Here is a 21,845-nt window from a genome sequence, read left to right as displayed (position 1 = left end):
TTACACCTAGAACCCACGTCGATTCGTCTCAGATAATCAAATAGCTCTCCCGTTTTCTAATATTTTAAAATCATTGAATGGAAATCTTAGGAAATGGGATAACTTGCTGGCTTTTGAGGAGAGTGGTGGTGCAATGAAGCGAGTTTTGCACTTAAGAGACTGACTCTAATTACATTGTATTGATCTTATGAAATGGGGTATTTCGGCACTATGATCGCCTTCAGAGTTTTATTATCGAGGAACTGCTAAAAGTCATTTATACGATTTCCTAAGGAACGAGATATGCCGCAATCAACCCCAGATACGCTGAGAATTATCACTTTAGATAAGTACTCGTCCGAGACCGTGTCGGTAAGCCCGCTTTCTCTTTATTCTTCCTATGAGCAAATCGATATCGAACTTAGAGCTCCTCACTCCATGCCCGGCTATCATTGGCATGGTCAAATTGAGGTGAATATTCCTTTTGGGGATGATGTGGAATACATCATTAATGGCAGCCCAATCGCGGTTAAGAGCGGATCGATTGGCTTGTTTTGGGCATCGGTGCCTCATCGACTCACCAATCCCGGCCAAAGCCATAATATGGGGATCATCAACATACCGATTCATCATTTTATGTCGTGGACTCTCAGTCGAGATTTAATCAATCAGATAACTCACGGCAGTGTGTTGCAATCGAATTCTTGTTCGTTAGTGAGTGAATTTGAAATAGCCCGATGGGTACAAGAGATCAAGCATTCGTCAGAAAGTCGCCAGCAGTTGGCCATTGATGAAATTGGCTTGATGCTTAAGCGAATCTGCCTTGATGGTTGGCAACAACTGCTCGTAAACCGACAGGACAAATCGACCTCAAAAGGGGTGTCGAAACACTCTCAATTCTATGTAAGCCAAATGTTGGAATACATCGCCACGCATCACAACCAGCCATTAACCGTGAAAGATATCGCAGGACATATTGGATTACATGCCAACTATGCAATGAACGTATTTCAACGAACGATGCAGATGACCATCAAGCAGTACATTACTGCGATGCGCATTAATCATGCTCGTGCTTTACTGAGTGATACCGACAGAACCATTCTCGATATCTCACTGACCGTGGGCTTCAATTCGAGTAGCCGATTCTATGAAACCTTCCAAACGTACATTGGCGTCACGCCGACGCAATATCGAAAAATAGCGAGGGAAGATCATCGGTGGAGCAGCCATGGAGCCAGCCCCGTCTACGACCTTGAGAAAGGCGCGTGTGATGGTAAAAGGCCACTAACGGTCACCGATAATTTAAAGGACAAGCGGTAAGTGTTTATTCCGTTACGTAAAGATGGCTAATACCCTGAACTAGGGGCTAAGGGGCTAAGGAGTTAAGGAGCTAATAAAGCAGAAATAGCCCTTGATATCCCCCAAGCTTAACTTCGTTTACATAGTCGCCAATATCGCCATTTGCATCGACTGGCCTCATTGGTTTTTTTAACGGAATACTGAGTTTCGGTGCCGAGTAAAAGTCTGAGTTCTGTCCATGAAAGTCTGTTCGATAAAGGACTCGGCCATGCTCAAATTCCCTGGCAAGCACCATGTCTTGTGGGCCACCTTCTACTGCGTAGTGATCCGATTGATAAACAAAGTAACTATGAGTTGGCAGTAATTGAACCTTACCGTTCGGCAGATCAGCATGCTCAATGTGGTCTTGGGAAGCGTTTCCCACAATCGTGTAATCCGCAGGTTGTGGGCTACTCGTTGAAAGCATCAAAGGGATGGCTTCAAAACCTTGAGGTATCGAATGAGTGGGGGAGCCTAAATCAACGGCGAGTAATGCGGTTGGTCTATAAGCTATGTTCTTTGGTATACCACTTTTCCAGAAGTTGTCTTTGGTTGTATTGTTGCTCCCATATACGTAGCCGCTGTTCCACTGGTTGAAGTAACTGTGTTTGGGGTGGTAGTTGAGGTAAAAAATAGCGAGTGTTGAGTACTGGTCTTGTTTCCAGTTTTCTTCGTTGTTTCCAAAATATTCAACTCGGCCAAAGCGCGTGGTTGCTTGAAATATCACATTTTGTTTGCCGTGTGCCAACGCAGAATTATCCCAAAATTTAGACAGCCCCGCATAACCACTGAATCCTGTCGACGGGAATAAATAATGCTCTCTCAGATAGACATTTCCCGCTTTGATTAGGTGTGATTGGCCATGCCGACCATAAAGATTGGCCGTTCCAATATTGAGCCCAACTATCGGATTGCTGTCGTGCGCTGTTAGGTTCTGTAGGAAGGAGGTGAATTGAGTTTGGTAAACTTGGTCGGCGTCATCTGAGCCTACAATAAGTTCCATTTCACTGATTTTTCCACCCATATACACCTCAAACTGATTGTTGCCCATGAGCTTATTGGTGTCGTCGTTATACGCCCCGCGTAGGCCTTGCTGAGCCCAATGTTTGGAATAGTAAGCTTGCACTGCACTTAATAACTGTGGATTAGTTAGATTGGTCAGCGCCCATGATGAATTTTGATTCCACATTCGTCCAAAAGGGATGACGCGAGATTCCCAACGAAAGCGCGCCGTGGCCGATTTGTTGGTTCGATTCTGATACTCAGAAGGTGATAAGTAGTTATCTCTATTTAGATCCGCGGCTTGGTTAAAGCCGTGAATTTTCCGCCAATGTTTGGCTTTGCCGGATGATTTCGAATCTGTACTTGGAATGGGAAAGGGTAGGTTCTTGATATCGAACTTAGGGAAACTGTCTTTTAATTGAACTTGATTTAAGCGAGGTCGAATATCGCTTGAACTGCCTTGCCAACGGATCCTGACAACGTATAAACGGCCGCCATCTCGCACAAATGTAGAACCAAAATACTGCCCGCCACCGTAGCTCTCGCCGCTGCCATCGTGAGTCGTTGCTCTGACCCAATTTGAGGGCACTCGCCAGCTTAACGCTTGGCTTTGAGTCATATTCTGTGTGTGATCGTTAATTATGTCTAAGCGATCCCATGTCGTGGCTTGGCCCAGATCATTCGTCGATGTTGGATATTCCATATGGAATTCTCCGCCTTGTGCAAAGCGTGAAAATTCGAATGTTAAGCTATCGAACTTCTCCGAATGGTAAACGTAAAGTGCTCCGCCACGTTCGAAATGTTTAAACACATCGGCATCCCACGGCGGCTGCTGATAAAGTGCATAGCCCGCATGTTTTTCGTCTGCGGTATAGCCAACGATCATAGGCTTACGACTTAAAAGCGTATTTTCACCGTGCGTTGTATCCAGCTCCGCAAGAATAGTATCTTCTGAAAAGTGTAAGAAGAAGTCTTCGTAATCAATGTTGTTTTTCTCTGCCGTGTTTCTAATTTCGTCTTCCAACGCTCCCGAATTTGGTTCTAACTTTTGGTTGTACATATAACCGATGCTATTGGCTTTTTCGTTGTCACTTTTATTGCCGTAAGGCCCAAATACTAAATCACTATTATTTATCTCCCAATCAATCACGTTGTCTGCTGATACAACAGAGCCTTGCAGGTTGTTCCCCTGCTCATGCTGGCCGGGCAGCACAATGGCGTAGTTGGCTAAACTGGCATTTGGAAGTGCGAGGCTGATAAAAGAGAGGAGTGACAATAACGAGGTACAGTGTTTTTTCATGAAGCTTCCTAGCTACGATGGGAGTCACCTTGTAGTGGTCAATAAATACCGGAGACTCGCTAAAGCAAAAATAACAAAATGTTCTCTGAGCAATATAAGCGTAGCAAACCCTGTCAATGAACTTATCGTCTCTAACTTGACAGCTTAGAGGTTACTAACAACTATTAAGTTGATGATTTTAAATCCGTAATCCATAGATTTACCGAAGTTGCATGATTAAGGGCGTAGGTGTGGATATTTTTATGACGTTCACCTTGAGTGAACTCGATAAATAAGGAGAGGATGCCTCTTATGATGTCTTTATTATTTTTGTTGTTACTTGTGGCGATGGTGTGCGGGTTTTTCGGCAATAAGACCGCCGCGTATGGCTTTTTCGCTGGCTCAGTGATCCTTGGTTTGTATTGGTTTAATCACCATGCGACTGACCCTCTGTCGATCTTATTGTAAGGAGCTAGCATGAATCGAAATCAATTAACTCTTCTGAATACGCTTGGCTTACTGGGTATGACAGCCGTTTTGTTGATCGGCTTTATTCTTCAGTTTGTCCTCAATGAGCTTCCTTGCCCATTGTGTTTACTGCAACGAATTGGCTTTGTGATGGTCGCGTTCGGCTTCATGCTGAATGTGGTTTATGGGCCCCAACAGCGTCACTATGGGGTTGTGTTAATTGGCGCTTTGTATGGAGTGGCCACCTCGTTAAGACAAGTTTCCCTACACGTGATTCCGGGCACTCCTGGTTACGGTAGCCCTATTTTTGGGATGCATTATTACACTTGGGCCTTCGTGTTGTTCGCTGCAACCATTTTGGGTGTTGCTGTGATCTTGATACTAACCAATAAGGCTGAGTCTCACGAACCCTACAAAATGAGTAACTTTGGACGGATTGTGTGTTTACTAGCAATCGTGGTGGTGGCATTGAATGCTATTGCTACATTTGTCGAATGTGGGCCATATCAGTGCCCTGATAATCCGGTGAGCTATTGGTTACTTAATTAAGGGGCTGGTGGCTCGCTAAGAGGAGGTGGGGAAAGTATTAAATCTGATGCCCCAAAAGAAAAGCCACAGCATACGCTGTGGCTTTGTGATTAGAGTTGTGGAGTCTTTTAGTTAGCTAGAGTGGTGTAAGCCGTTCCAAACAATGTCGCGGTATCGCGGTTGGTTGGTATCACCTTCAGTGCTAAATAACATGATGGTTGCGTCTTGGTTTAAACCTAGCTCATCACGTACTGCTTGGTCTGCACCTTCACGACATAACGTGTAAAGTAAACCAAGTGTGATAGCACCAGATTCGCCACTGATCACTTGCTCATCACCACTAAGTGGGTTGCCAAGGATACGCATACCCGTTGCTGAAACATTGTCGTCAACCGAAACAAAATGATTGCTGCAATCACGCAGTACAGGCCACGTTACTGGGTTTGGTTCACCGCAAGCAAGGCCTGCCATGATGGAGTTCATCTCGCCCGTTACATTAACCATTTCGCCTTTCTCGCCAGAGCGGAAAATACAATCTGCCGCTGCTGGTTCAGCAATGATGGTTTCAAAGGTGTCAGCTCCCAGTTTATCTGCAAGGTAACCCAACACACCACCTGCCATTGCGCCTACACCGGCTTGCAGAAGAACGTGAGTTGGAGCGCCGAACTCCAATGCTTGAGCTTGCTCAATCGCTTCATCTGCCATTGTCATGTAGCCTTGAGAAATCCACGTTGGGATCTCTTCATAACCATCCCATGCCGTGTCTTGAACTAGCATCCAACCGTTGTCTTGAGCGGTTTGGTTCGCCATGCGTACCGTGTCGTCGTAGTTCACTTCTGTCACGATACATTCAGCGCCTAGGCCTTGAATACGGTTAACGCTTGCTTGAGATGAACCTTTTGGCATGTAAACCACGGCTTTTTGGCCCATCTCACGAGCTGCCCAAGCGACACCTGTACCATGGTTGCCTGCGGTTGCTGTAGTAAAAACAAGTGGTTTTTCTAGTTTTGAAGCGACCGTTTTAAGGTTGATCTCAGAGATATCAATGCCAAGGTGTTTTGCCAATTGGCGACCCAGAGCGTAAGAACCGCCGAGTACCTTGAATGCATTCAAACCGAAGCGTTTTGATTCGTCTTTAACGAGGATCGCCTTAACACCAAGCTGTTTAGCAAGATGTGGAAGAGACACGAGAGGAGTAGGTTGGTAGCCTTCGATCTGGCGGTGAAACTCACGCGCTTGTTGCGCTTGAGAAGCGGTAAACAGTTCGCAGACTTGACCAGTGTAGAATGAATTTTTTGATAGTTTTAACATAGGGCACACTTAGATACAGGCAGAGGAATTAAAGGCCATCAACGATGCTTAATGACCTTGTTTTTTCGTTATAGCTTCACGTTATTGGATTAAGCTATACGTCTTTAATTAAAGCGGTTCGTGATTACTTGATGTAAGCGATCGCTTCAACTTCAACTAATGCGTCTTTTGGTAGACGAGCCGCTTCTACACAAGAGCGTGCAGGTGCGTTCTCTGTACCAAATACTTCCGTGTACACCTCGTTAAATGCAACGAAGTTTTCCATATCAGATAAGAAACATGTGGTTTTAATAACGGTATCCAGTGAACCACCACTTTGTTCCAAAACTGCTTTTAGATTTTCTAGTGACATACGAGCTTGCTCTTTGATGCCACCTTCAACAAACGCCATTGTTTTTGCATCAAGCGGTAATTGACCTGAAGTGAAGATTAGGTCTTTGAATGCCATACCTTGAGAGTAAGGGCCGATTGCTGCTGGTGCTAGATCTGTATGGATTTTTGTTTTCATTTCGTTTCTCTTTATAGGATTTCTATGCTCTAAACTCGCGGATGTATTTGTAAATAGCGTGGCGAGTAATACCAAGACGCTCAGATACGAATGCTGTCGCCTCTTTTAATTCGAAAATACCGTTCTCAAGCAATAGCTTGGTAATGGCTTTGTTTCGACCTTTTAAGTTGACTGACTCATCGTTGTCGACTTCAAAAATAGCGTGCTCAAGCGCTTGCTCAATCACTTCTGTTGTTGAAGCTCCAAAGTTCTCATGCACACCCACAGGGGCATGAGCCATGTCTGGCATTAAAGTTTTTATGATCTCAGGAAACGGGTGAGACAAGTTCATATTGATACAGAACAGCCCAATCGGTTTGCCATTTTCTCCAGCTAGCACACAGGTCGTAGATTTAAGCAGTGACCCATCTTTGCTGGTGGTGAAGTAACTCTTTGGCGTGACCTCACCAGTGCTCTCAAACACACTCAGCATTTTCAGCCCTAGATCGGTGATAGGTGACCCTACTTCTCGACCCGTGTGGTGGCCGTTCACTATCTTCACTACCGACTTTTCAAAGCTCTCAAATGAATGAATCACAACCTCACAGTGCGGACCAATAAAGTCGGCAATGGTTTCGGCTAAGCGAAAGTTCAGTGCGAGATGCTCTCTATCATTGTCGGTGAATTCAACGTTAAACGATTTATATGCTGATGCGTTCATTTTAGACCACTGTTGTTAACTTTAATTGCCTTTCATTATCTTTGGTTAATCGATGCATTTCAAGTTGCCAATTAACTTTATGTAACTATAAGACTATATATCCGCTCCCTACACAAGCCTAAAGTTACAAATAAGTACCCAAAATTGATCGTAATCAACAATATTTCCAGTTTTAGATGGTTTCTGGTCACTATAGTTAACCCTAAGATCTTGGTCACATTATTTAACTGAAATGTCAGTAAGATGCTCAGCGTAACGTAAACAAAATTGAACTATAGGGTTGGTTACTGGTTGTGAAGAGCAGCAGAAGTGCCTACCTAAATACAATAATTAGAGGTTCCAATGACTAACTACCTAAACCGCGGCTTTGAACAAGCTGAGTTTGAACACAGAACATCACGCGCTCAAAAAGTCATGCATGAGATGAATCTGGATGCGATGATTTTCACAACCGAGCCAAACGTTCGCTACTTCACTGGCTTCCACACTCAGTTTTGGCATAGCCCAACTCGTCCATGGTTTGTCATCGTTCCTGCAGAAGGAAAGCCGATTGCGATTGTTCCTGAAATAGGAGCAAGTGGTATGGCGGGAACATGGGTCGACAACATTATTACTTGGCCTTCTCCTCGCCCTGAAGATGATGGCATTAGCTTAGTAGCTAGCGCATTGAACTCTCTGCCTTGTCGTCATGGCCGAGTAGGCGCAACGCTGGGCATTGAATCTCACCTACGTATGCCGGTGAACAACTACTTGAAATTAACCACCATGGTTAAGAAAGACTTTGTTGATGTGTCTTTAGCAATGCATGAACTTCGTCAGATCAAATCACAAGCTGAAATCGAGAAAACACGTGAAATCTGCCGCATTACTAACGTTGGGTTTAGCAAGATTCCGGGTTACGCAAAAGCCGGCATGACCGAGCGTGAAATCTGTAAACAGTTCCGTATCGATATGTTGTTAGAAGGTGCAGATGAATGTCCTTACATCATCGCAGGCTCAGGGCCTGATGGTTATGACAGCATCATCATGGGCCCAACAGATCGCATCATTGAACCGGGAGATGTGTTGATCATCGATACGGGTGCTGTACGTGATGGTTATTTCTCTGATTTCGACCGCAACTGGGCATTTGGTCATGCAAGTGAGCAAACCAAAGCGGCATACCGCGCTACTTACGAAGCGACCACGAAAGGCTTCGAGGCAGCGAAACCGGGCGCAACCACGACGGACATCTACAACGCGATGTGGGGAGTATTAGAAGCCAATGGTGCATTGGGTAACGACGTTGGTCGTCTAGGTCATGGTTTAGGTATGGAGCTGACAGAGCGCCCGTCTAACACCGCTACCGACAACACAGTACTTAAGCCAGGCATGGTGATGACACTAGAACCGGGCATGGTTTACGCACCGGGTAAGTCGATGGTTCACGAAGAGAACATCGTGATCACTGAAGACGGCGCTGAATGGTTGAGCGAACGAGCTGAACCAGAACTGATCATTATTTAGCTCAAAATTTAACACCGTACAAATTAAACACCCTACAAAAGCTGACTCTGGATTCTGGAGTCAGCACATAAAAACTATAAAAATACGAGTTTCTCATGCAAACAATAGAACAGTTTCGACAATTTGAAATCCCATTACAGCACGTTCAGGCTCCAAGGATTGGTCGAGTTCATATCGGTTTAGTGCAACTAAGTACTGACCACTCTTTAGAGATGGACTGGGCAAAATTACTGGGCACACAAGCAGGAGTGTTTAGCTCCCGTGTTTATTACAGTAGCGAAATGACTCCAGAAGCGCTCGACCAAATTGCGGTTGGTATCAGCGAAGCATCCGATCTAATAGCGACGGGTTTACCCATGGATGTCATGGCGTTTGGTTGCACTTCAGCTTCTATCATTATCGGTGAAGAAAAAGTCGCTAGCCTTCTTACACAAAATCGCGGTGATATTCCCGCAACCAACCCATGGACAGCTGCTCAAGCCGCATTTAAGCACTTGGGTGCAAAAAAAGTTGCCGTGTTTTCCCCCTACCCAACAGAAGTGAATTTCCCTCTTTATCAACAACTGACTGCCGCTGGCTTTGAAGTTCCTGTTTTAGGTTCACTTGGCATTGAGAAAGACACTGACATCACGACGGTTTCAAAGGAATCGATGATGGAAGCGTTGAGCAAAATGTTGCCGGGCTCTGGTGCCGAAGTGGTGTTTATGTCTTGCACCAACCTTCGTGTTCTTGACCACATTCAAGAGATTGAAGATCGATTTGGTATCCCAGTCGTGTGCAGCAACTCTGCGATGTTCTGGCACTGCATGCACTTAGTCGGCAACAAAGCTCAATGTCCAGGTTACGGACAATTGCTAAATCAATAGCAACCAATGAATAAAGGAATTTTAAGATGAGTAATACAACTAAAGGTTGGTTAGCTGCCATTTTCATTGGCATGCTTTGGGGTATTCCGTGGATCGTAGGGACACCTATTTTAGAAGTAATGGATGCACAAGTCTTGGTATGGGTTCGCTATACCGTCGCTTTCATTACGCTGTTTGTGATTATCCAAGTCAGCAATGCGATGGGTAAACCACAGAAAAAAGTCGATTTTAAACTTAATTGGGCAAACCGACACGACATCTTCTGGGCGGCATGTTGCGGCATTATTGGTCAAGGTGCTTTCAGTTTTCTATCGTTCCTATCTCTTGATTACATTACCGCTTCAGAAAACGGCGTGATCCAAGGCCTTATCCCAATCATCATTTTGTGTGTTGGTTTCCTTCGCCACGGCGAGCGTTTTACACCACTACAAATCTTGGCAGCTGTTGGCGCCTTCGTTGGTGTCGCTATTTTGGTCATGGACCCTTCTGTTGAAGGCAGCGGATTTAACATTGGTCACTTGATCTGTCTGGGTAGTGCCGCGAGCTTCTCTACGATGGCTTACGCTCGTGCCAAGCTTGCTGAGAAATATGGTTCAGTGGCGACGATGTATCACCAGTTTGTTTTTGCGGCAATTGGCTTCGGTCTTTACCTACTGGTTGTCGGCGCCGATTTCTCTTCAGCTCTCGGTATTTTCAGTTCTCCACTTCGTATGGCTTGTATTGCAATTCTGGGGGTGGGTATTTCAGGTATCAGCTACCTAATCTACATCTATGCAATGGAACGAGTTGGCGTAGACGGAACGGGTATGGCACTTAACTTGATGCCTCTGTCTTCTTTTGTCCTGGCTGTGTTTGCTCTCGGTGAAGCGGTAACGCCAATGCGACTACTAGCGATTGCAGTCGTTATTGGCTCAATGATGTTGTTCATGAAGTTTGGTAAGGCGAAGAAAAAAGCGCCTCAGCTGAAAACGGCGACAGACGTTAACTAGCGAAAAAACACTCAATAAAATTATGAGTAACAAGGCGGTGTGCGCACCGCCGTTACCTAAAGATTATGGAAGATAGACAGATGAACACAACAAACAGAGACACATTTTTAGGATGGACTGCTGCCATTGCTGTTGCCTGTATCTGGGGCGTAACTGGGGTGGTATCTAAGCCGCTCTCTATGGCTGTTGACCCGATGACATTGGTATTTTTCCGCTACGTTACTGCGGTAATTGGCCTTTCCATCATTTTCTTTTTTACATCACGTAGCAAAAGCTTAAGCGCTGACTTGGGTTCTTCATTAAAGATCGATACCAAAGATATTGGTCGCATTGCGCTTTGTGGCATCGTTGGACAAGGTGTGTTTTCACTGTTCAACTTCCTTTCTCTTTCTCACATTGGTGCGACTGAAAACGGTGTTATTCAAGGCATGCAGCCGTTCGCGACGGTTTTCTTTGGCATGATGTTTATGAACTTCCGCATGAACAAGATTCAGTGGGGTGCTTTCATTGCTTCGGCGGTTTGTATTTACGCAATGAGTGTTGGTCCGACAAACTCCATTGAAGGTGGTACGCCACTACTAGGTTACGTTTACGTGACGTGTTCAATGCTGGCGTTAGCGTGGACAGCCCACTTGCGAGCTAGTTTAGCGGACAAATACGGTTCAGTTGTTTCGATGCTTTACCAATACATCTCAGTTGCAGTAATGGGCATCATTGTTGTATTGACCATGGGCTTAGACCTATCTCAGATTTACATTATCTTCTCTAGCCCGCTGTTAATTGCTTTGCTTATTTTCTTAGGTACGGGTATCTCTGGCGGTAGCTACTTGATTCAATTGTATTCTTTCAAGCGTATCGGTGTCGAAAAGGCAACGATGGCATTAAATCTCATGCCTTTGGTTGGCTACTTAGTGGCGGTTTTAACACTTGGCGAACAGATGGCAATGGGCAAAACCATCGTTGTTTCATTAATTGTGGTCGCACTTTACGTGTTCACGAAGTTTGAGACAAAGCAGGAAGAACAATCTTCAGAAAATTTAGCTTGCGATAAAAAAGCAACACCAGAAGCGAGCTAAGTGATGAAATCAGTGACTAAAGGTTGGATGGCGGCGATTGGCGTAGGGTTGTTATGGGGCTCTGAGGGCGCATTAGCTACCTTGCCATTACAAACCATTGATGCGCGATTGTTGGTGTGGTTACGCTACATGATGGCATTCTTTGTTTTATCTTTAGTCCTGATTTTCTCAGCAATGATCCACAAGAAAACTCAAAGCAAACCGAAGTTGGCGTTTAGTTGGGATAATCGGAGCGATCTATTCAAGTTGTTGGTATGCGGTGTCGTTGGCCAAGGTTTGTTTAGCTTTCTTTCGTTTCTCTCATTGGACTATATTTCACTGTCAGAAAATGGCGTTATTCAGGGACTTGTTCCCATTGCTATCTTGGCGATAGGTCAGCTTTTTTACGGCGCTCGATTTACTCGTATGCAAATCGTCTCTAGCGGAATCGCTTTGGTTGGCGTCACCATGTTAGTGCTAGCTCCTCCGTTTACGTCTCAAGATAGAGGAGTAAACATCGGGCACCTGATTTGTCTATTGAGTGTGCTGAGCTTTGCGTCGGTGACTCATTTACGCGCTCAGCTTGCAGAAAAATACGGTGCAACTTGCACCATGCATTATCAATTTGGTTTTGCGGCGGTTGGATTTTTCATTTACTTACTGGTTTCAGGCCTTGATGTACCAAGCCTGTTACTGGTGATTCGCCCTTCTTGGTCGTTACTCTGCATTATCGTGCTAGGTGGCTTTGTATCAGGGCTGGGCTACATCGCATACATATACGGCATAGAGCGTGTTGGTGTTGAAGGCAGCAGTATGGCTTTAAACCTCATCCCTATGTCTGCATTTTTCATCGCTGTTTTGGTGTTTGGAGAACCCATCACACCTTTTAGGGCGCTGGCTGTTGGCTTGATTATTGTGGCAATGATGCTGTTTGCTGCATCCAACAAGTCCCGCGAGATGACATCTAAAACAGTTTTAACAAATTAATTTTAAGTATTTATTGGAGTTTCCATGACTAACATTGCCAACGTTACAGAATGGCGCCGCCATTTACATCAGTACCCAGAGTTCGGCACTGAAGAGTTCATAACATCTGAATTCGTAGCGAACAAGCTCGAAGAGTTCGGCATTGAAGTTCACCGCGGTATTGGCGGAACAGGTGTGCTTGGAATTCTGAAAAATGGCACAAGCGATCGCTCGATTGGTCTACGTGCGGATATGGATGCGCTGCGCATTCATGAACAGAACACTTTTTGTCACGCTTCAAAACATGAAGGAGCGATGCACGCTTGTGGACATGATGGCCATACCGCGATGCTACTGGGTGCGGCGCAAGAGTTAGCAACCAGTAAGCAATTTGATGGCACTGTATACTTCATTTTCCAACCAGATGAAGAGCGAGGCACAGGAGCGAAAGCGATGATCGCTGATGGCCTGTTCACTCGTTGGAATATGGATGCGATTTACGCTATGCATAACTTACCGGGTATCCCAGAAGGTAAATTTGTGACCCGTCCAAGCTCGCTTATGGCAAGTGAAAGCAGTTTTGAGATTGTGATCAAAGCGACGGGCGGCCACGCGGCGATGCCACACATGGGAACCGATCCGATTGTTGTTGGAGCTCAGGTGGTCACAGCACTGCAAACCATCGTTTCGCGTAATTTGAGCGCCATTGATGAGACGGCGGTTATCTCGGTGACTAATTTTGTTACCAATGGCACCGTGAATGTGATTCCTTCGCAAGTGACTATTTCTGGTGACACTCGCAGCTTTACCGATCAAGCATTGCATAAAATTGAGAAAGCGATTGAGCGTGTTGTCGCTGGACAGTGTATGTCGGCAGGTGTTGATTATCAATACCACTTCAACAACAGCTTCTTATCAACGATTAACACGCCGGAAGAGACGGCTCACGCAGTGAAAGCAGCACAAGCGGTTGTTGGTGAAGATAATGTGAATGGAGCTTGTGAACGCTTCACCATCAGTGAGGATTTCTCGTTCATGTTACGCGAAGTAAAAGGGTGCTATGTGCTAGTTGGGAATGGTGTTGGTGAATGTGGAGGCACTGCGCTTCATAATCCACACTACGATTTCAACGACAATATTCTAGAGCACGGTGTTGGGTTCTGGAAGACTTTGGTAGAACAACAATTGTCACAGTAAATTGAACAAAAAAAGAGCGAGAGGCCAGCCTCTCGCTCTTTTTGTATGTAACGCATTTCCAAATCTGCGAACAGTTTAGATTAGCTACTTATGTGCTTAGCTATTTACCTGCTCAACAATCTCTCGCGTTAGGCGGGCAATCTCATCCCACTCTCCGTTTTCAACGAGCTTCTTATCCACCATCCAAGTGCCACCGCAGGCTAATACTTGAGGTACAGCCAAGTAATTGTCGATGTTTGATGACGTAATGCCGCCTGTAGGCATTAGCCGAATATCGCCGTATGGGCCAACGAGTGATTTCACCATGCTGAGTCCACCAGAGGCTTCAGCTGGGAAGAATTTGAGTGTCGTTAATCCCATTTCTAATGCCGCTTCAACGGTGCTTGGATTGTTCACACCTGGAATGATGTCGATGCCGATCTCTTGGCATGCTTTAACCGTGTTTGGATTGAATCCCGGAGATACCACAAAGGTTGCCCCCGCTTCTTTCGCGGCCAGTGCTTGTTCACCATTCAAAATTGTTCCGGCACCAATCAGCATGTCTGGCTGAGCTTCTCGTAGCAGTCGAATAGCTTCAACAGCGGCGTCAGAACGAAAAGTAATTTCTGCTGCAGGCAGACCGTTTTCCGCTAAAACTTTACCTAGTGGAATAATATCTTCAGCGTTATCAATCGCGATAACAGGGATAACTTTAAGTGCTTTTAATTGGTCATTAATTGTAGGCATGGTTTACTTCTTAATAGGGTTTGAAAGAGTATCGGTGATGGCTTTTGGAATAATTGCACCGTGGTGTTGAATCACTAGTCTCGCGAGTGCATTACCTTGTTGGCAGGCTTCTGAAACAGAACCTCCAGCGAGATAGCAAGATAAGAAACCACCGTTAAAAGAGTCGCCTGCAGAGGTGCTATCAACCACAGTTTCGACCGGTGTCGTTGTGACTTTTACTGGCATATCTTCGAGGTTTTCACTGATCAAGCAGCCTTCAGCACCAAGCTTTACAACAACGGTTTTGACGCCGAGTGTATGCAGTCTTTTTATGGTGTCTTGTGGCGTTTGATCGCCCCATAGCAGCTGTTCGTCATCAAAGGTAACCAAGGCGATATCCGTCGTTTTATAGCCCAATAGATAGCACTCTTTGGTTGCGTCTTGTGATCCCCACAACTTTGGTCGGTAGTTACTATCAAAGGCGATGGCCACGCCGCGTTCACGTAGACCTTGGATGATAGTGAGTAACTTTAGCTGATCGCCATGAGGCAAGATCGCCAGAGAGATTCCACTCAAAAACACCATATCGACATCTTCAAGTTGGGCGGTTATTTTGTCGAAATCTGGGTGCTGTACCATGTAGCGAGCAGCCGAGTCATTACGCCAATACAGAAATGTGCGTTCACCAACGTCGTCTAATTGAATCAGGTACAGGCCTGGCGAGCGCTGTTCGTCAATCAGTACGAAATCAGTTGATAGCCCTTCATCTTGCCATCGGTTAAGCATCTGCTGACTGATAGCGTCTGAGCCTAGCGCTGTTACATAACTGGTACGAATCATAGGTGTATCTGACGAACAGGAATAGCTGGTGGCACTTCGGTTCAAATAAACAGCGGCGTTGAGCGTATCCCCACCATAGGTCTGTTGCATGGTACCGAATGGAGCGCCGTTCAGTTCTATCATGCACTCGCCGATAATCGCAATGTGGCTCATAGTGTGCCCTTACAGAAAAATTGGTATTGCTAGGTATAAATGATGGAACGTGGCTACAAGGAAAGTAGCCACGTCGATTCTTTTCCCAATAGCTTGAGAGGAGGTCTTACTTGTTGTCTAGTTTCACGAACAACAGCGTTAGAACATAAGACAGTGCGAACACACCAACCACGCCCATTAGTGCTTGAATGAAGTTTTGCGTACCGCCTGCAAGGTAAGCCGGTAAGCTGAATACAGAAGAAAGAATGTAGCTGGTTAAATGGGTATCGATTGTTACCGAGATAGCACCGAACACACCTGCAGCCAAACTCGCGGTCATCATCGCTTTGGTGTATTTCGTTAGGACACCAAATAGAGCTGGCTCCGTGATGCCTAAGATAGCGGTAACGCTTGAGCCCATAGTAATTGAAGATTGCTCTTTAGAAACTGTTTTGCGCTGCTTGTGCCAGATTGCCATTGTCGCACCAGCAATTGCCATGTTACCTAAACACATGATTGGCATAAGTAAATCCTTACCATACAGTGCAAAGTTGTTCAGGCTAATCGGCGTCATGCTGTGGTGGATACCAAATACGATGGTAATCGGGCGAGTCAGACCGAAAACAAAGCCTGTTAACGTCGGAGAGATTTCCAGTAGTGAACTCATCACCCAACCCGCGCCATTACTTAGCCAGATACCCGCAGGGCCAACAAATGATAGTGTGATGGTTGAAGTCACCGTAAAGGCAAGCAGTGGTGTAAATACAGGCTTCGCAGAAGAAGGAACTAGACGGTCAACTAACGGAGTAACTTTAGACAATAACCAGATTGCTAGAATCGCAGGAACAATCGCGCCGCCGTAGTTAAGCAGTTCAATAGGAACCACGCCTAGCACCGTCAGCTCAGGTGCAGCGCCAGCATCTTTTAGCATCACCGCTTTATCTACTAGCTTGGGTGCTAACATTGCAGAGGAAACAGCAAGCGCAATGTATTCGTTCACCTTAAATACTTTGGCTGCAGAGAAAGAGACCAACATAGGTAAGAAGAAGAACACAGCAACAGAGATAGAGCGGAAGAAATAAACCGTGTCTGAGGTTTCAGAGATAACATTGGTTGCGATAAGGCCAGAAAGTAAGCCCATCAACATACCTGCACCGGCAATCGCAGGAACTACAGGGCCGAAGATACCCGCGACAATGCGCATCACGCCTTGGAACAGTTTGCCTTTCTCTAGCTCATCAGCCGGATTAGCGTCAGCTTGTTGAGTGTTTGATAGCGCGTTAAACCACTTCTCTACTTCAACACCGATGATGACTTGAGTTTGACCTTGTTGAAGTACCACACCTTTCACATCAGCGATCTGCTTGATCGTATCTTCGTCTACCAGAGACTCGTCTGCCAATTTGAATCGCAGCCTTGTCATACAGTGTGTGATACTCACGATATTGTCTTCACCACCAAGTGCAGTGACTAATAACTGTATATTTTCTTTGAAATTTTTATTTTTCGATGATGACTTCGAGTTATTAATAACGGCATCACTCTTTTCTACCACTTGCATACTACACCTGTTATTGGAATATATTTAACTCGAGTAATCATAACGACAACCAATTTAATTCCAACGCAGTAAAAAGAGATCTCAATCACACTTGAAATTCGAAAAATTATTTTTTCACCATTTTTGGCCAATTGGTATGTTTTGTTAATCAAAAAAAAACACTTAACGTACCAATTATTTTTACCGAAAATTAGCGCTTGAAATGTGGTTTTTAAAGCGGTTAGATAATAGGAGTTGACTTAAGTTTAGGTTATTTAATTGTGAAAGAAACTATTATATCTGATATCCATTGTATTATTACTAAACCAGACAGACACAACCTCATTACCGTAGTAGTTGAAACGAATGAAGGCGTAACTGGGTTTGGTTGTGCGACATTCCAACAACGACCGCTTGCTGTAAAAACAATGGTCGATGAATATTTAAAACCTATTCTTATTGGTAAAAACGCTAATAATATTGAAGACTTATGGCAAATGATGATGGTCAACGCTTATTGGCGAAATGGCCCTGTTATCAATAATGCAATTTCCGGTGTTGATATGGCACTGTGGGATATTAAAGCCAAATTAGCGGGCATGCCGTTACATCAATTATTTGGTGGTAAGTCTCGTGATGCTATTCCTGTATACACACATGCGACTAGCGACACAATGGAAGGTATTTATGAGTTGGTGGAATCTTTCCTAGACAAAGGTTACAAGCATATTCGTTGCCAGCTTGGTTTCTATGGCGGTGTTCCAACCAATTTGCATACCACTCAAAACCCAACTGAAGGTTCGTATTACGACCAAGATCAGTACATGGACAATACACTAACGATGTTTAAGTCGTTGAGAGAGAAATACGGTAATAAATTCCATATTCTTCATGATGTTCATGAGCGCCTTTTCCCGAACCAAGCAATACAATTTGCCAAAGAAGTTGAGCAATATAAGCCTTACTTCATTGAAGATATTCTGCCGCCAAATCAAACGGAATGGCTGGATAATATTCGTAGCCAAAGTTCGGTTTCATTGGGTTTAGGGGAGTTATTTAATAACCCTGAAGAGTGGAAGTCTTTGATTGCTAACCGCCGTATTGATTTCATTCGTTGTCATGTTTCACAAATTGGTGGCATTACTCCGGCTCTGAAACTAGGTCATCTATGTCAGAATTTCGGTGTTCGTATTGCATGGCATTGCCCACCAGATATGACGCCAATTGGTGCTGCGGTAAACACGCATTTGAATGTGCATTTACACAATGCAGCGATTCAAGAACATGTCGAATACAACGAGAATACGCACAAGGTATTCCCAAATGCGGCAGAGCCAATTAATGGCTACTTATACGCTTCTGAAATCGCAGGTATTGGTGTTGAAATCGACCAAGAGGTTGCCGCTGAGTTCCCTGTAATGTATCGCCCCCACGAGTGGACTCAAAGTCGCCTTCCTGATGGCGCGATTCACACTCCATAACTCAAACAGTACCTATTCGGTCACTGAGTAACGCAATAAAATAGCCGCACTAGCGGCTATTTTTATCTCTGAAGTTCATGCTCTCACTGTTAAAAGGTGTGTGGTAGGTGCATTGATAGTTGATGTCGATGATATCGCTGACAATGAATAGTTCGCCAGAGGTTAAGAACCCTCGGTTGGTGATGTTCATTGCTGCCGCATTCTTTTTGCAACCCAGAAGGTCAGCGTCATCTTTGGATACGTTGATCGCTTGATAGGTAGTGAGGTAACTATCGATCTCTAAATCATGTGCTAACGCGTGTTTTTGAATAGAGTTTTCAATGATCTCTGTATTCATTTCAGGGAAGATACTGACAGGTATTTTTGCCTCTTCAATCTGAACGACTTTATTATTTATTAACCTCAGTCGTCTAATCTTCCAAATATACTCATCATCAGATAACGAAAATATTTGTTGTTCATGTTGGTTTGGTAGCGTTTTATTTAATTGAATCTTTTTATAAGATATTTCTTCAAAGCTGTTTTCAGTGATTGAGTTATAGACTAAGGGAGTACCAATTAAAGAGGTATTAACGAAGTACCCCGAACCCACCTTAGATTTCACCATGCCAATAGCCTCTAGCTTGGCTAGTGCTTTACGAATCGTGAAACGAGATAATCCATATATTTCAGAGAGTTCTCTTTCAGCTGGCAGTTTGTGATTAATACTGTTTTGGCAGATCTTGCTCACAATATCTTGAACAACTAATTCGTACTTTTTCATAGGCCAATAACTTTTAAAGTGTATTCACAGTGATTAAAGAATAGTGAACTAAATCAGGGATTCAGCACGCTCTTAACGGCTTGAAATTGTAACATAGAAGGCTATGTGGGTGATGGTAATAACGGTTCGTTAGGCGCGTTATCGAGTTCGTTCAAACAAAAAAGCACGCCATCATTGGCGTGCTTTTAGTAAGTTGTGTTTGCTCACTCTCAGTAAGCTAACGAGTTACAGCTACTGCTTCGCTAAGTTTTCATTTCTTAGCTTGGTTAACTCTTTCAGGCGTTTTGCATATTCTTTTTGGAATTCGTCAGGGTCAACATTTTCAGACACTTGAGCGAAAACTCGCATCTTGTTACCGCCGTAGATCTTGGCAAGGTCGTCGTTGCTGTAGCCACGCTTCCAAAGCTCATCTGTGATCGCGGCAAGGATCTTCGCTAATTCGCCATTGCCCGTCGCCCCTTTGTTAAAGGCTTCAATCATGTAGCCGCCATCGTCGTACATTTTTGCATTTTTGGTTGCGAAATCGATCACCATGTCCGTTGAGAACATATCATCCGTTGCGATACCGACATGGTCTACGCCTACCAGTTTCACATAGTAATCAACCATATCTGCAGCTTGGACGGGAGAAATATCTTCCGGCCAAACACCGTCCATCATCCACTCGGTAAATGTAGGTGCAATGTAGCCTCCTGATTTCGCTGCGCGTATCGCTTCATCGTCAGGAATTGCACGGTAACAACCTTTTGGCGTTGCATTTGGCTCACTCTTATAAAGGCCAGCAGGCACTGAGTGCGTGTAAACAAATGGCGTTCCAGGATAATTTGTTTCCATGTAATCCATCGCATCATTGGCTGTCTTAGAACCCGTATGGCTGAGATCGAGGATCACATCGTATTGAACCATTGAGTCGATAACGGATTTTCCCCATGGGGTGAGACCTATATCTCGACCATTGTAGGCCGCTAATTGTCCTGAACCGGTTCTGAAAATGTCGTTATAAGCCAAGATCATGCTTTTTAGACCCATGTCCTTCAAGATCGCCATCTTGGTGACATCTTCGTCCAAGATAGTCGCGGTTTGGCTATTCCAAAGAACCGCGGTTTTTCCTTCTGTGTGAGCTTTCTCAATATCGTGGTTTGAATGCGCTACGATGAAATTCTCAGGCTGTTTAGCCATGGCTGAACGATGCTTGTGATGGTGGAATAGGAAATCATCAAAGTTATGGTCAGCCGCTGTTACCGTGTACTCATGCCCTGTAATACCCGCGTCACGTGCGCCTTGAAAGTAGTCCAATAGCTGTTGGTCATCCTCCCAACCTGCGCCGTATGGGCTCGCGAGCATACCAATCACGATAGTATCTTGAACGAATGTTTTGGCTTTGTCTGATGCTGGCCAAGTTTTGCTTTCGATACTCGCGTGGGCAACACCACAACTCATTGCAATGCTCGCCGCGACTAACGTTATCTTTTTAAACATGAAAACCTCTCAATTACTGGCTTAAGTCCATTTATATTTATGCCTGAATTTAATAGTAGACCCTGACGGTATCGTCGAGTTATTTAAAATTGATAACCCTGTCATATTTAGAAATCAAATCTGTTGTTGTTAGATATGTATTTCACTTTATTGATGAAAACTCTAGTTAAGGCTTGTTAACTTGAGGCTGTTGTAGCTAAGCTCAAAATGGTAAATGTGCATTTGGCGACATGGGTAAATTGAAAGAGGAAGGGTAAATGGGTCTTGATATTCCGTTGATAGATAAGCGCGTGGTGTCTCACTTTCAACAAGGCTTGCAAGAAAAAAAATGGCTTGCTCTGAGTAACTCATCGCCAGCAAAATTGGCTTCAGATGTTAGCTTGCCATTCAGCATGGATACCTCATCAGCGAGGTATGTGCCATTTAATGTATTTGCGCTTTTCTTGAGGAGTTTAAAAGATCACCTGAGCCCCTCTGCGTTCACTTCTTTGCTGTTAGAGAGTGCAGACCGCGCTGCTCAAGAACTGCAATTCTCGGAACTTTCCATACAAGATTTTTTACTTCAATTTCCAGTTGGTAACTTGCTTGTAAAGCAGGGTTCAGGAGGCTTGTCGATTTCATTCAAAATGACAACGAGCGTGGCAAGCCATGTTGAGTCTGAGTTGTTTCTTATCGTTTATACCCACGCTTACTTTAAATCGCATTATGCCGATTTAGGAAAACCGATCCGTTATGACCTAGTTACGCGAAGTTCAGAACAACTGAGTGAGCTAAAAATCCAAACGGACACACCACAGTATTTAGGTCAGGCGAGTACATGTATTCAGTACCCTCCACTGGCGAAGGAGTGTGCCTTGGAAGTGCAAGCCCAGTCGATGACAGATACCAGTAAAGTCGCTGAAGCGCTGTCGCCATACATTGGGCGAATGGATCTCGACTTGGATACATTTTGCGACTTAAATTCGCTCGGGAAACGCACCATTCAAAGAGCGCTTTCACAAGAAAATACTACCTTTAGAGAGGTTAAAGAGTCATTGGCCTTTGATTTTGCAAAACGTGTACTTGCCGATCAAGCGTACTCGATAGCGGATGTTGCTCAGCACTTAGGGTATGCCGATGCGTCGCAATTTATTCGAGCTTTCAAACGAGCCAATGGCATCACGCCGTACCAATGGAAAAAGCGGAACTCGTGAAACGGCATCACTTAATT

At 44.6% G+C, this 21,845-nt stretch carries 20 protein-coding genes; 11 read left to right on the top strand and 9 right to left on the bottom strand.

Going from position 1 to position 21,845, the window contains the following annotated elements; all coding sequences use genetic code 11:
- Positions 1 to 282 precede the first annotated feature (282 nt).
- Positions 283 to 1,302, top strand: coding sequence for a transcriptional regulator MelR (melR, locus tag OW495_RS05600; protein ID WP_289885515.1), 1,020 nt, complete (start codon positions 283 to 285; stop codon positions 1,300 to 1,302).
- A 70-nt stretch (positions 1,303 to 1,372) separates the two neighbouring features.
- Here melR and OW495_RS05595 read toward each other — a convergent pair whose 3' ends face one another.
- Positions 1,373 to 3,622, bottom strand: a complete 2,250-nt coding sequence (locus OW495_RS05595) for a hypothetical protein (protein WP_289885514.1) — start codon at positions 3,620 to 3,622, stop codon at positions 1,373 to 1,375.
- Positions 3,623 to 3,913: 291 nt separating this feature from the next.
- On the opposite strand from OW495_RS05595, the gene OW495_RS05590 reads away from it, so the two are divergent.
- Both OW495_RS05590 and OW495_RS05585 read left to right on the top strand, forming a co-directional pair.
- Positions 3,914 to 4,069 (top strand): DUF5993 family protein, encoded by a 156-nt coding sequence (locus tag OW495_RS05590; protein ID WP_029223582.1) that lies wholly within the window; start codon positions 3,914 to 3,916, stop codon positions 4,067 to 4,069.
- Between the two features lie 9 nt (positions 4,070 to 4,078).
- Positions 4,079 to 4,618: a disulfide bond formation protein B gene (locus tag OW495_RS05585; RefSeq protein WP_280620432.1), complete on the top strand. Its 540-nt coding sequence runs from the start codon at positions 4,079 to 4,081 to the stop codon at positions 4,616 to 4,618.
- Between the two features lie 111 nt (positions 4,619 to 4,729).
- On the opposite strand, the gene dpaL is transcribed toward OW495_RS05585, so the two are convergent.
- From dpaL to OW495_RS05570, 3 genes are all read right to left on the bottom strand, one after another.
- A complete protein-coding gene (gene dpaL / locus OW495_RS05580) occupies positions 4,730 to 5,908 on the bottom strand; it encodes a diaminopropionate ammonia-lyase (RefSeq protein ID WP_102280004.1) in 1,179 nt (392 codons plus the stop codon).
- Between the two features lie 124 nt (positions 5,909 to 6,032).
- Positions 6,033 to 6,416 carry a RidA family protein gene (locus OW495_RS05575; RefSeq protein WP_004732389.1) on the bottom strand — a complete coding sequence of 128 codons (384 nt, stop codon included), beginning with the start codon at positions 6,414 to 6,416 and terminating at the stop codon, positions 6,033 to 6,035.
- Between the two features lie 22 nt (positions 6,417 to 6,438).
- Complete coding sequence (locus OW495_RS05570) at positions 6,439 to 7,116, bottom strand: PAS domain-containing protein (RefSeq protein WP_017095787.1); 678 nt, start codon at positions 7,114 to 7,116, stop codon at positions 6,439 to 6,441.
- Between the two features lie 342 nt (positions 7,117 to 7,458).
- On the opposite strand from OW495_RS05570, the gene OW495_RS05565 reads away from it, so the two are divergent.
- The 6 genes from OW495_RS05565 to OW495_RS05540 all read left to right on the top strand — a co-directional run bounded on the left by OW495_RS05565 (position 7,459) and on the right by OW495_RS05540 (position 13,695).
- Complete coding sequence (locus tag OW495_RS05565) at positions 7,459 to 8,622, top strand: Xaa-Pro peptidase family protein (protein WP_048662519.1); 1,164 nt, start codon at positions 7,459 to 7,461, stop codon at positions 8,620 to 8,622.
- 95 nt (positions 8,623 to 8,717) lie between these two features.
- Entirely contained in the window at positions 8,718 to 9,488 is a 771-nt protein-coding gene (locus OW495_RS05560; protein ID WP_289885492.1) for an aspartate/glutamate racemase family protein, read from the top strand.
- Between the two features lie 26 nt (positions 9,489 to 9,514).
- Entirely contained in the window at positions 9,515 to 10,477 is a 963-nt protein-coding gene (locus OW495_RS05555; protein WP_052879296.1) for a DMT family transporter, read from the top strand.
- An 80-nt stretch (positions 10,478 to 10,557) separates the two neighbouring features.
- The gene (locus tag OW495_RS05550) at positions 10,558 to 11,553 is read left to right on the top strand and encodes a DMT family transporter (protein WP_048662517.1); all 996 of its coding nucleotides are present in this window, start codon (positions 10,558 to 10,560) and stop codon (positions 11,551 to 11,553) included.
- A gap of 3 nt (positions 11,554 to 11,556) precedes the next feature.
- A complete protein-coding gene (locus tag OW495_RS05545) occupies positions 11,557 to 12,519 on the top strand; it encodes an EamA family transporter (protein WP_289885482.1) in 963 nt (320 codons plus the stop codon).
- Positions 12,520 to 12,543: 24 nt separating this feature from the next.
- A complete protein-coding gene (locus OW495_RS05540) occupies positions 12,544 to 13,695 on the top strand; it encodes a M20 aminoacylase family protein (RefSeq protein ID WP_102297830.1) in 1,152 nt (383 codons plus the stop codon).
- Positions 13,696 to 13,791: 96 nt separating this feature from the next.
- On the opposite strand, the gene OW495_RS05535 is transcribed toward OW495_RS05540, so the two are convergent.
- The 3 genes from OW495_RS05535 to OW495_RS05525 all read right to left on the bottom strand — a co-directional run bounded on the left by OW495_RS05535 (position 13,792) and on the right by OW495_RS05525 (position 16,933).
- Positions 13,792 to 14,421, bottom strand: coding sequence for a bifunctional 4-hydroxy-2-oxoglutarate aldolase/2-dehydro-3-deoxy-phosphogluconate aldolase (locus OW495_RS05535; RefSeq protein ID WP_289885476.1), 630 nt, complete (start codon positions 14,419 to 14,421; stop codon positions 13,792 to 13,794).
- Positions 14,422 to 14,424: 3 nt separating this feature from the next.
- Complete coding sequence (locus OW495_RS05530) at positions 14,425 to 15,393, bottom strand: sugar kinase (protein ID WP_289885475.1); 969 nt, start codon at positions 15,391 to 15,393, stop codon at positions 14,425 to 14,427.
- A 106-nt stretch (positions 15,394 to 15,499) separates the two neighbouring features.
- Positions 15,500 to 16,933: a PTS transporter subunit EIIC gene (locus OW495_RS05525; RefSeq protein ID WP_289885473.1), complete on the bottom strand. Its 1,434-nt coding sequence runs from the start codon at positions 16,931 to 16,933 to the stop codon at positions 15,500 to 15,502.
- A 260-nt stretch (positions 16,934 to 17,193) separates the two neighbouring features.
- Here OW495_RS05525 and OW495_RS05520 point away from each other — a divergent pair, with 260 nt between their 5' ends.
- Positions 17,194 to 18,393: an enolase C-terminal domain-like protein gene (locus OW495_RS05520; protein ID WP_289885472.1), complete on the top strand. Its 1,200-nt coding sequence runs from the start codon at positions 17,194 to 17,196 to the stop codon at positions 18,391 to 18,393.
- 49 nt (positions 18,394 to 18,442) lie between these two features.
- Here OW495_RS05520 and OW495_RS05515 read toward each other — a convergent pair whose 3' ends face one another.
- Positions 18,443 to 19,156: a GntR family transcriptional regulator gene (locus OW495_RS05515; RefSeq protein WP_102512896.1), complete on the bottom strand. Its 714-nt coding sequence runs from the start codon at positions 19,154 to 19,156 to the stop codon at positions 18,443 to 18,445.
- Between the two features lie 231 nt (positions 19,157 to 19,387).
- Positions 19,388 to 20,635: a membrane dipeptidase gene (locus tag OW495_RS05510; protein WP_102512895.1), complete on the bottom strand. Its 1,248-nt coding sequence runs from the start codon at positions 20,633 to 20,635 to the stop codon at positions 19,388 to 19,390.
- A 257-nt stretch (positions 20,636 to 20,892) separates the two neighbouring features.
- Between OW495_RS05510 and OW495_RS05505 the strand changes: the two genes are divergently transcribed.
- Positions 20,893 to 21,828 carry an AraC family transcriptional regulator gene (locus OW495_RS05505; protein WP_102512894.1) on the top strand — a complete coding sequence of 312 codons (936 nt, stop codon included), beginning with the start codon at positions 20,893 to 20,895 and terminating at the stop codon, positions 21,826 to 21,828.
- Positions 21,829 to 21,845: the final 17 nt, after the last annotated feature.

Origin of the sequence: Vibrio sp. 14N.309.X.WAT.E.F5, assembly GCF_030397615.1 — a bacterium.
Lineage (GTDB): Bacteria > Pseudomonadota > Gammaproteobacteria > Enterobacterales > Vibrionaceae > Vibrio > Vibrio lentus.
Note: the sequence above shows the minus strand (reverse complement) of the source record. Positions and strands in the feature narration are given on the sequence as shown.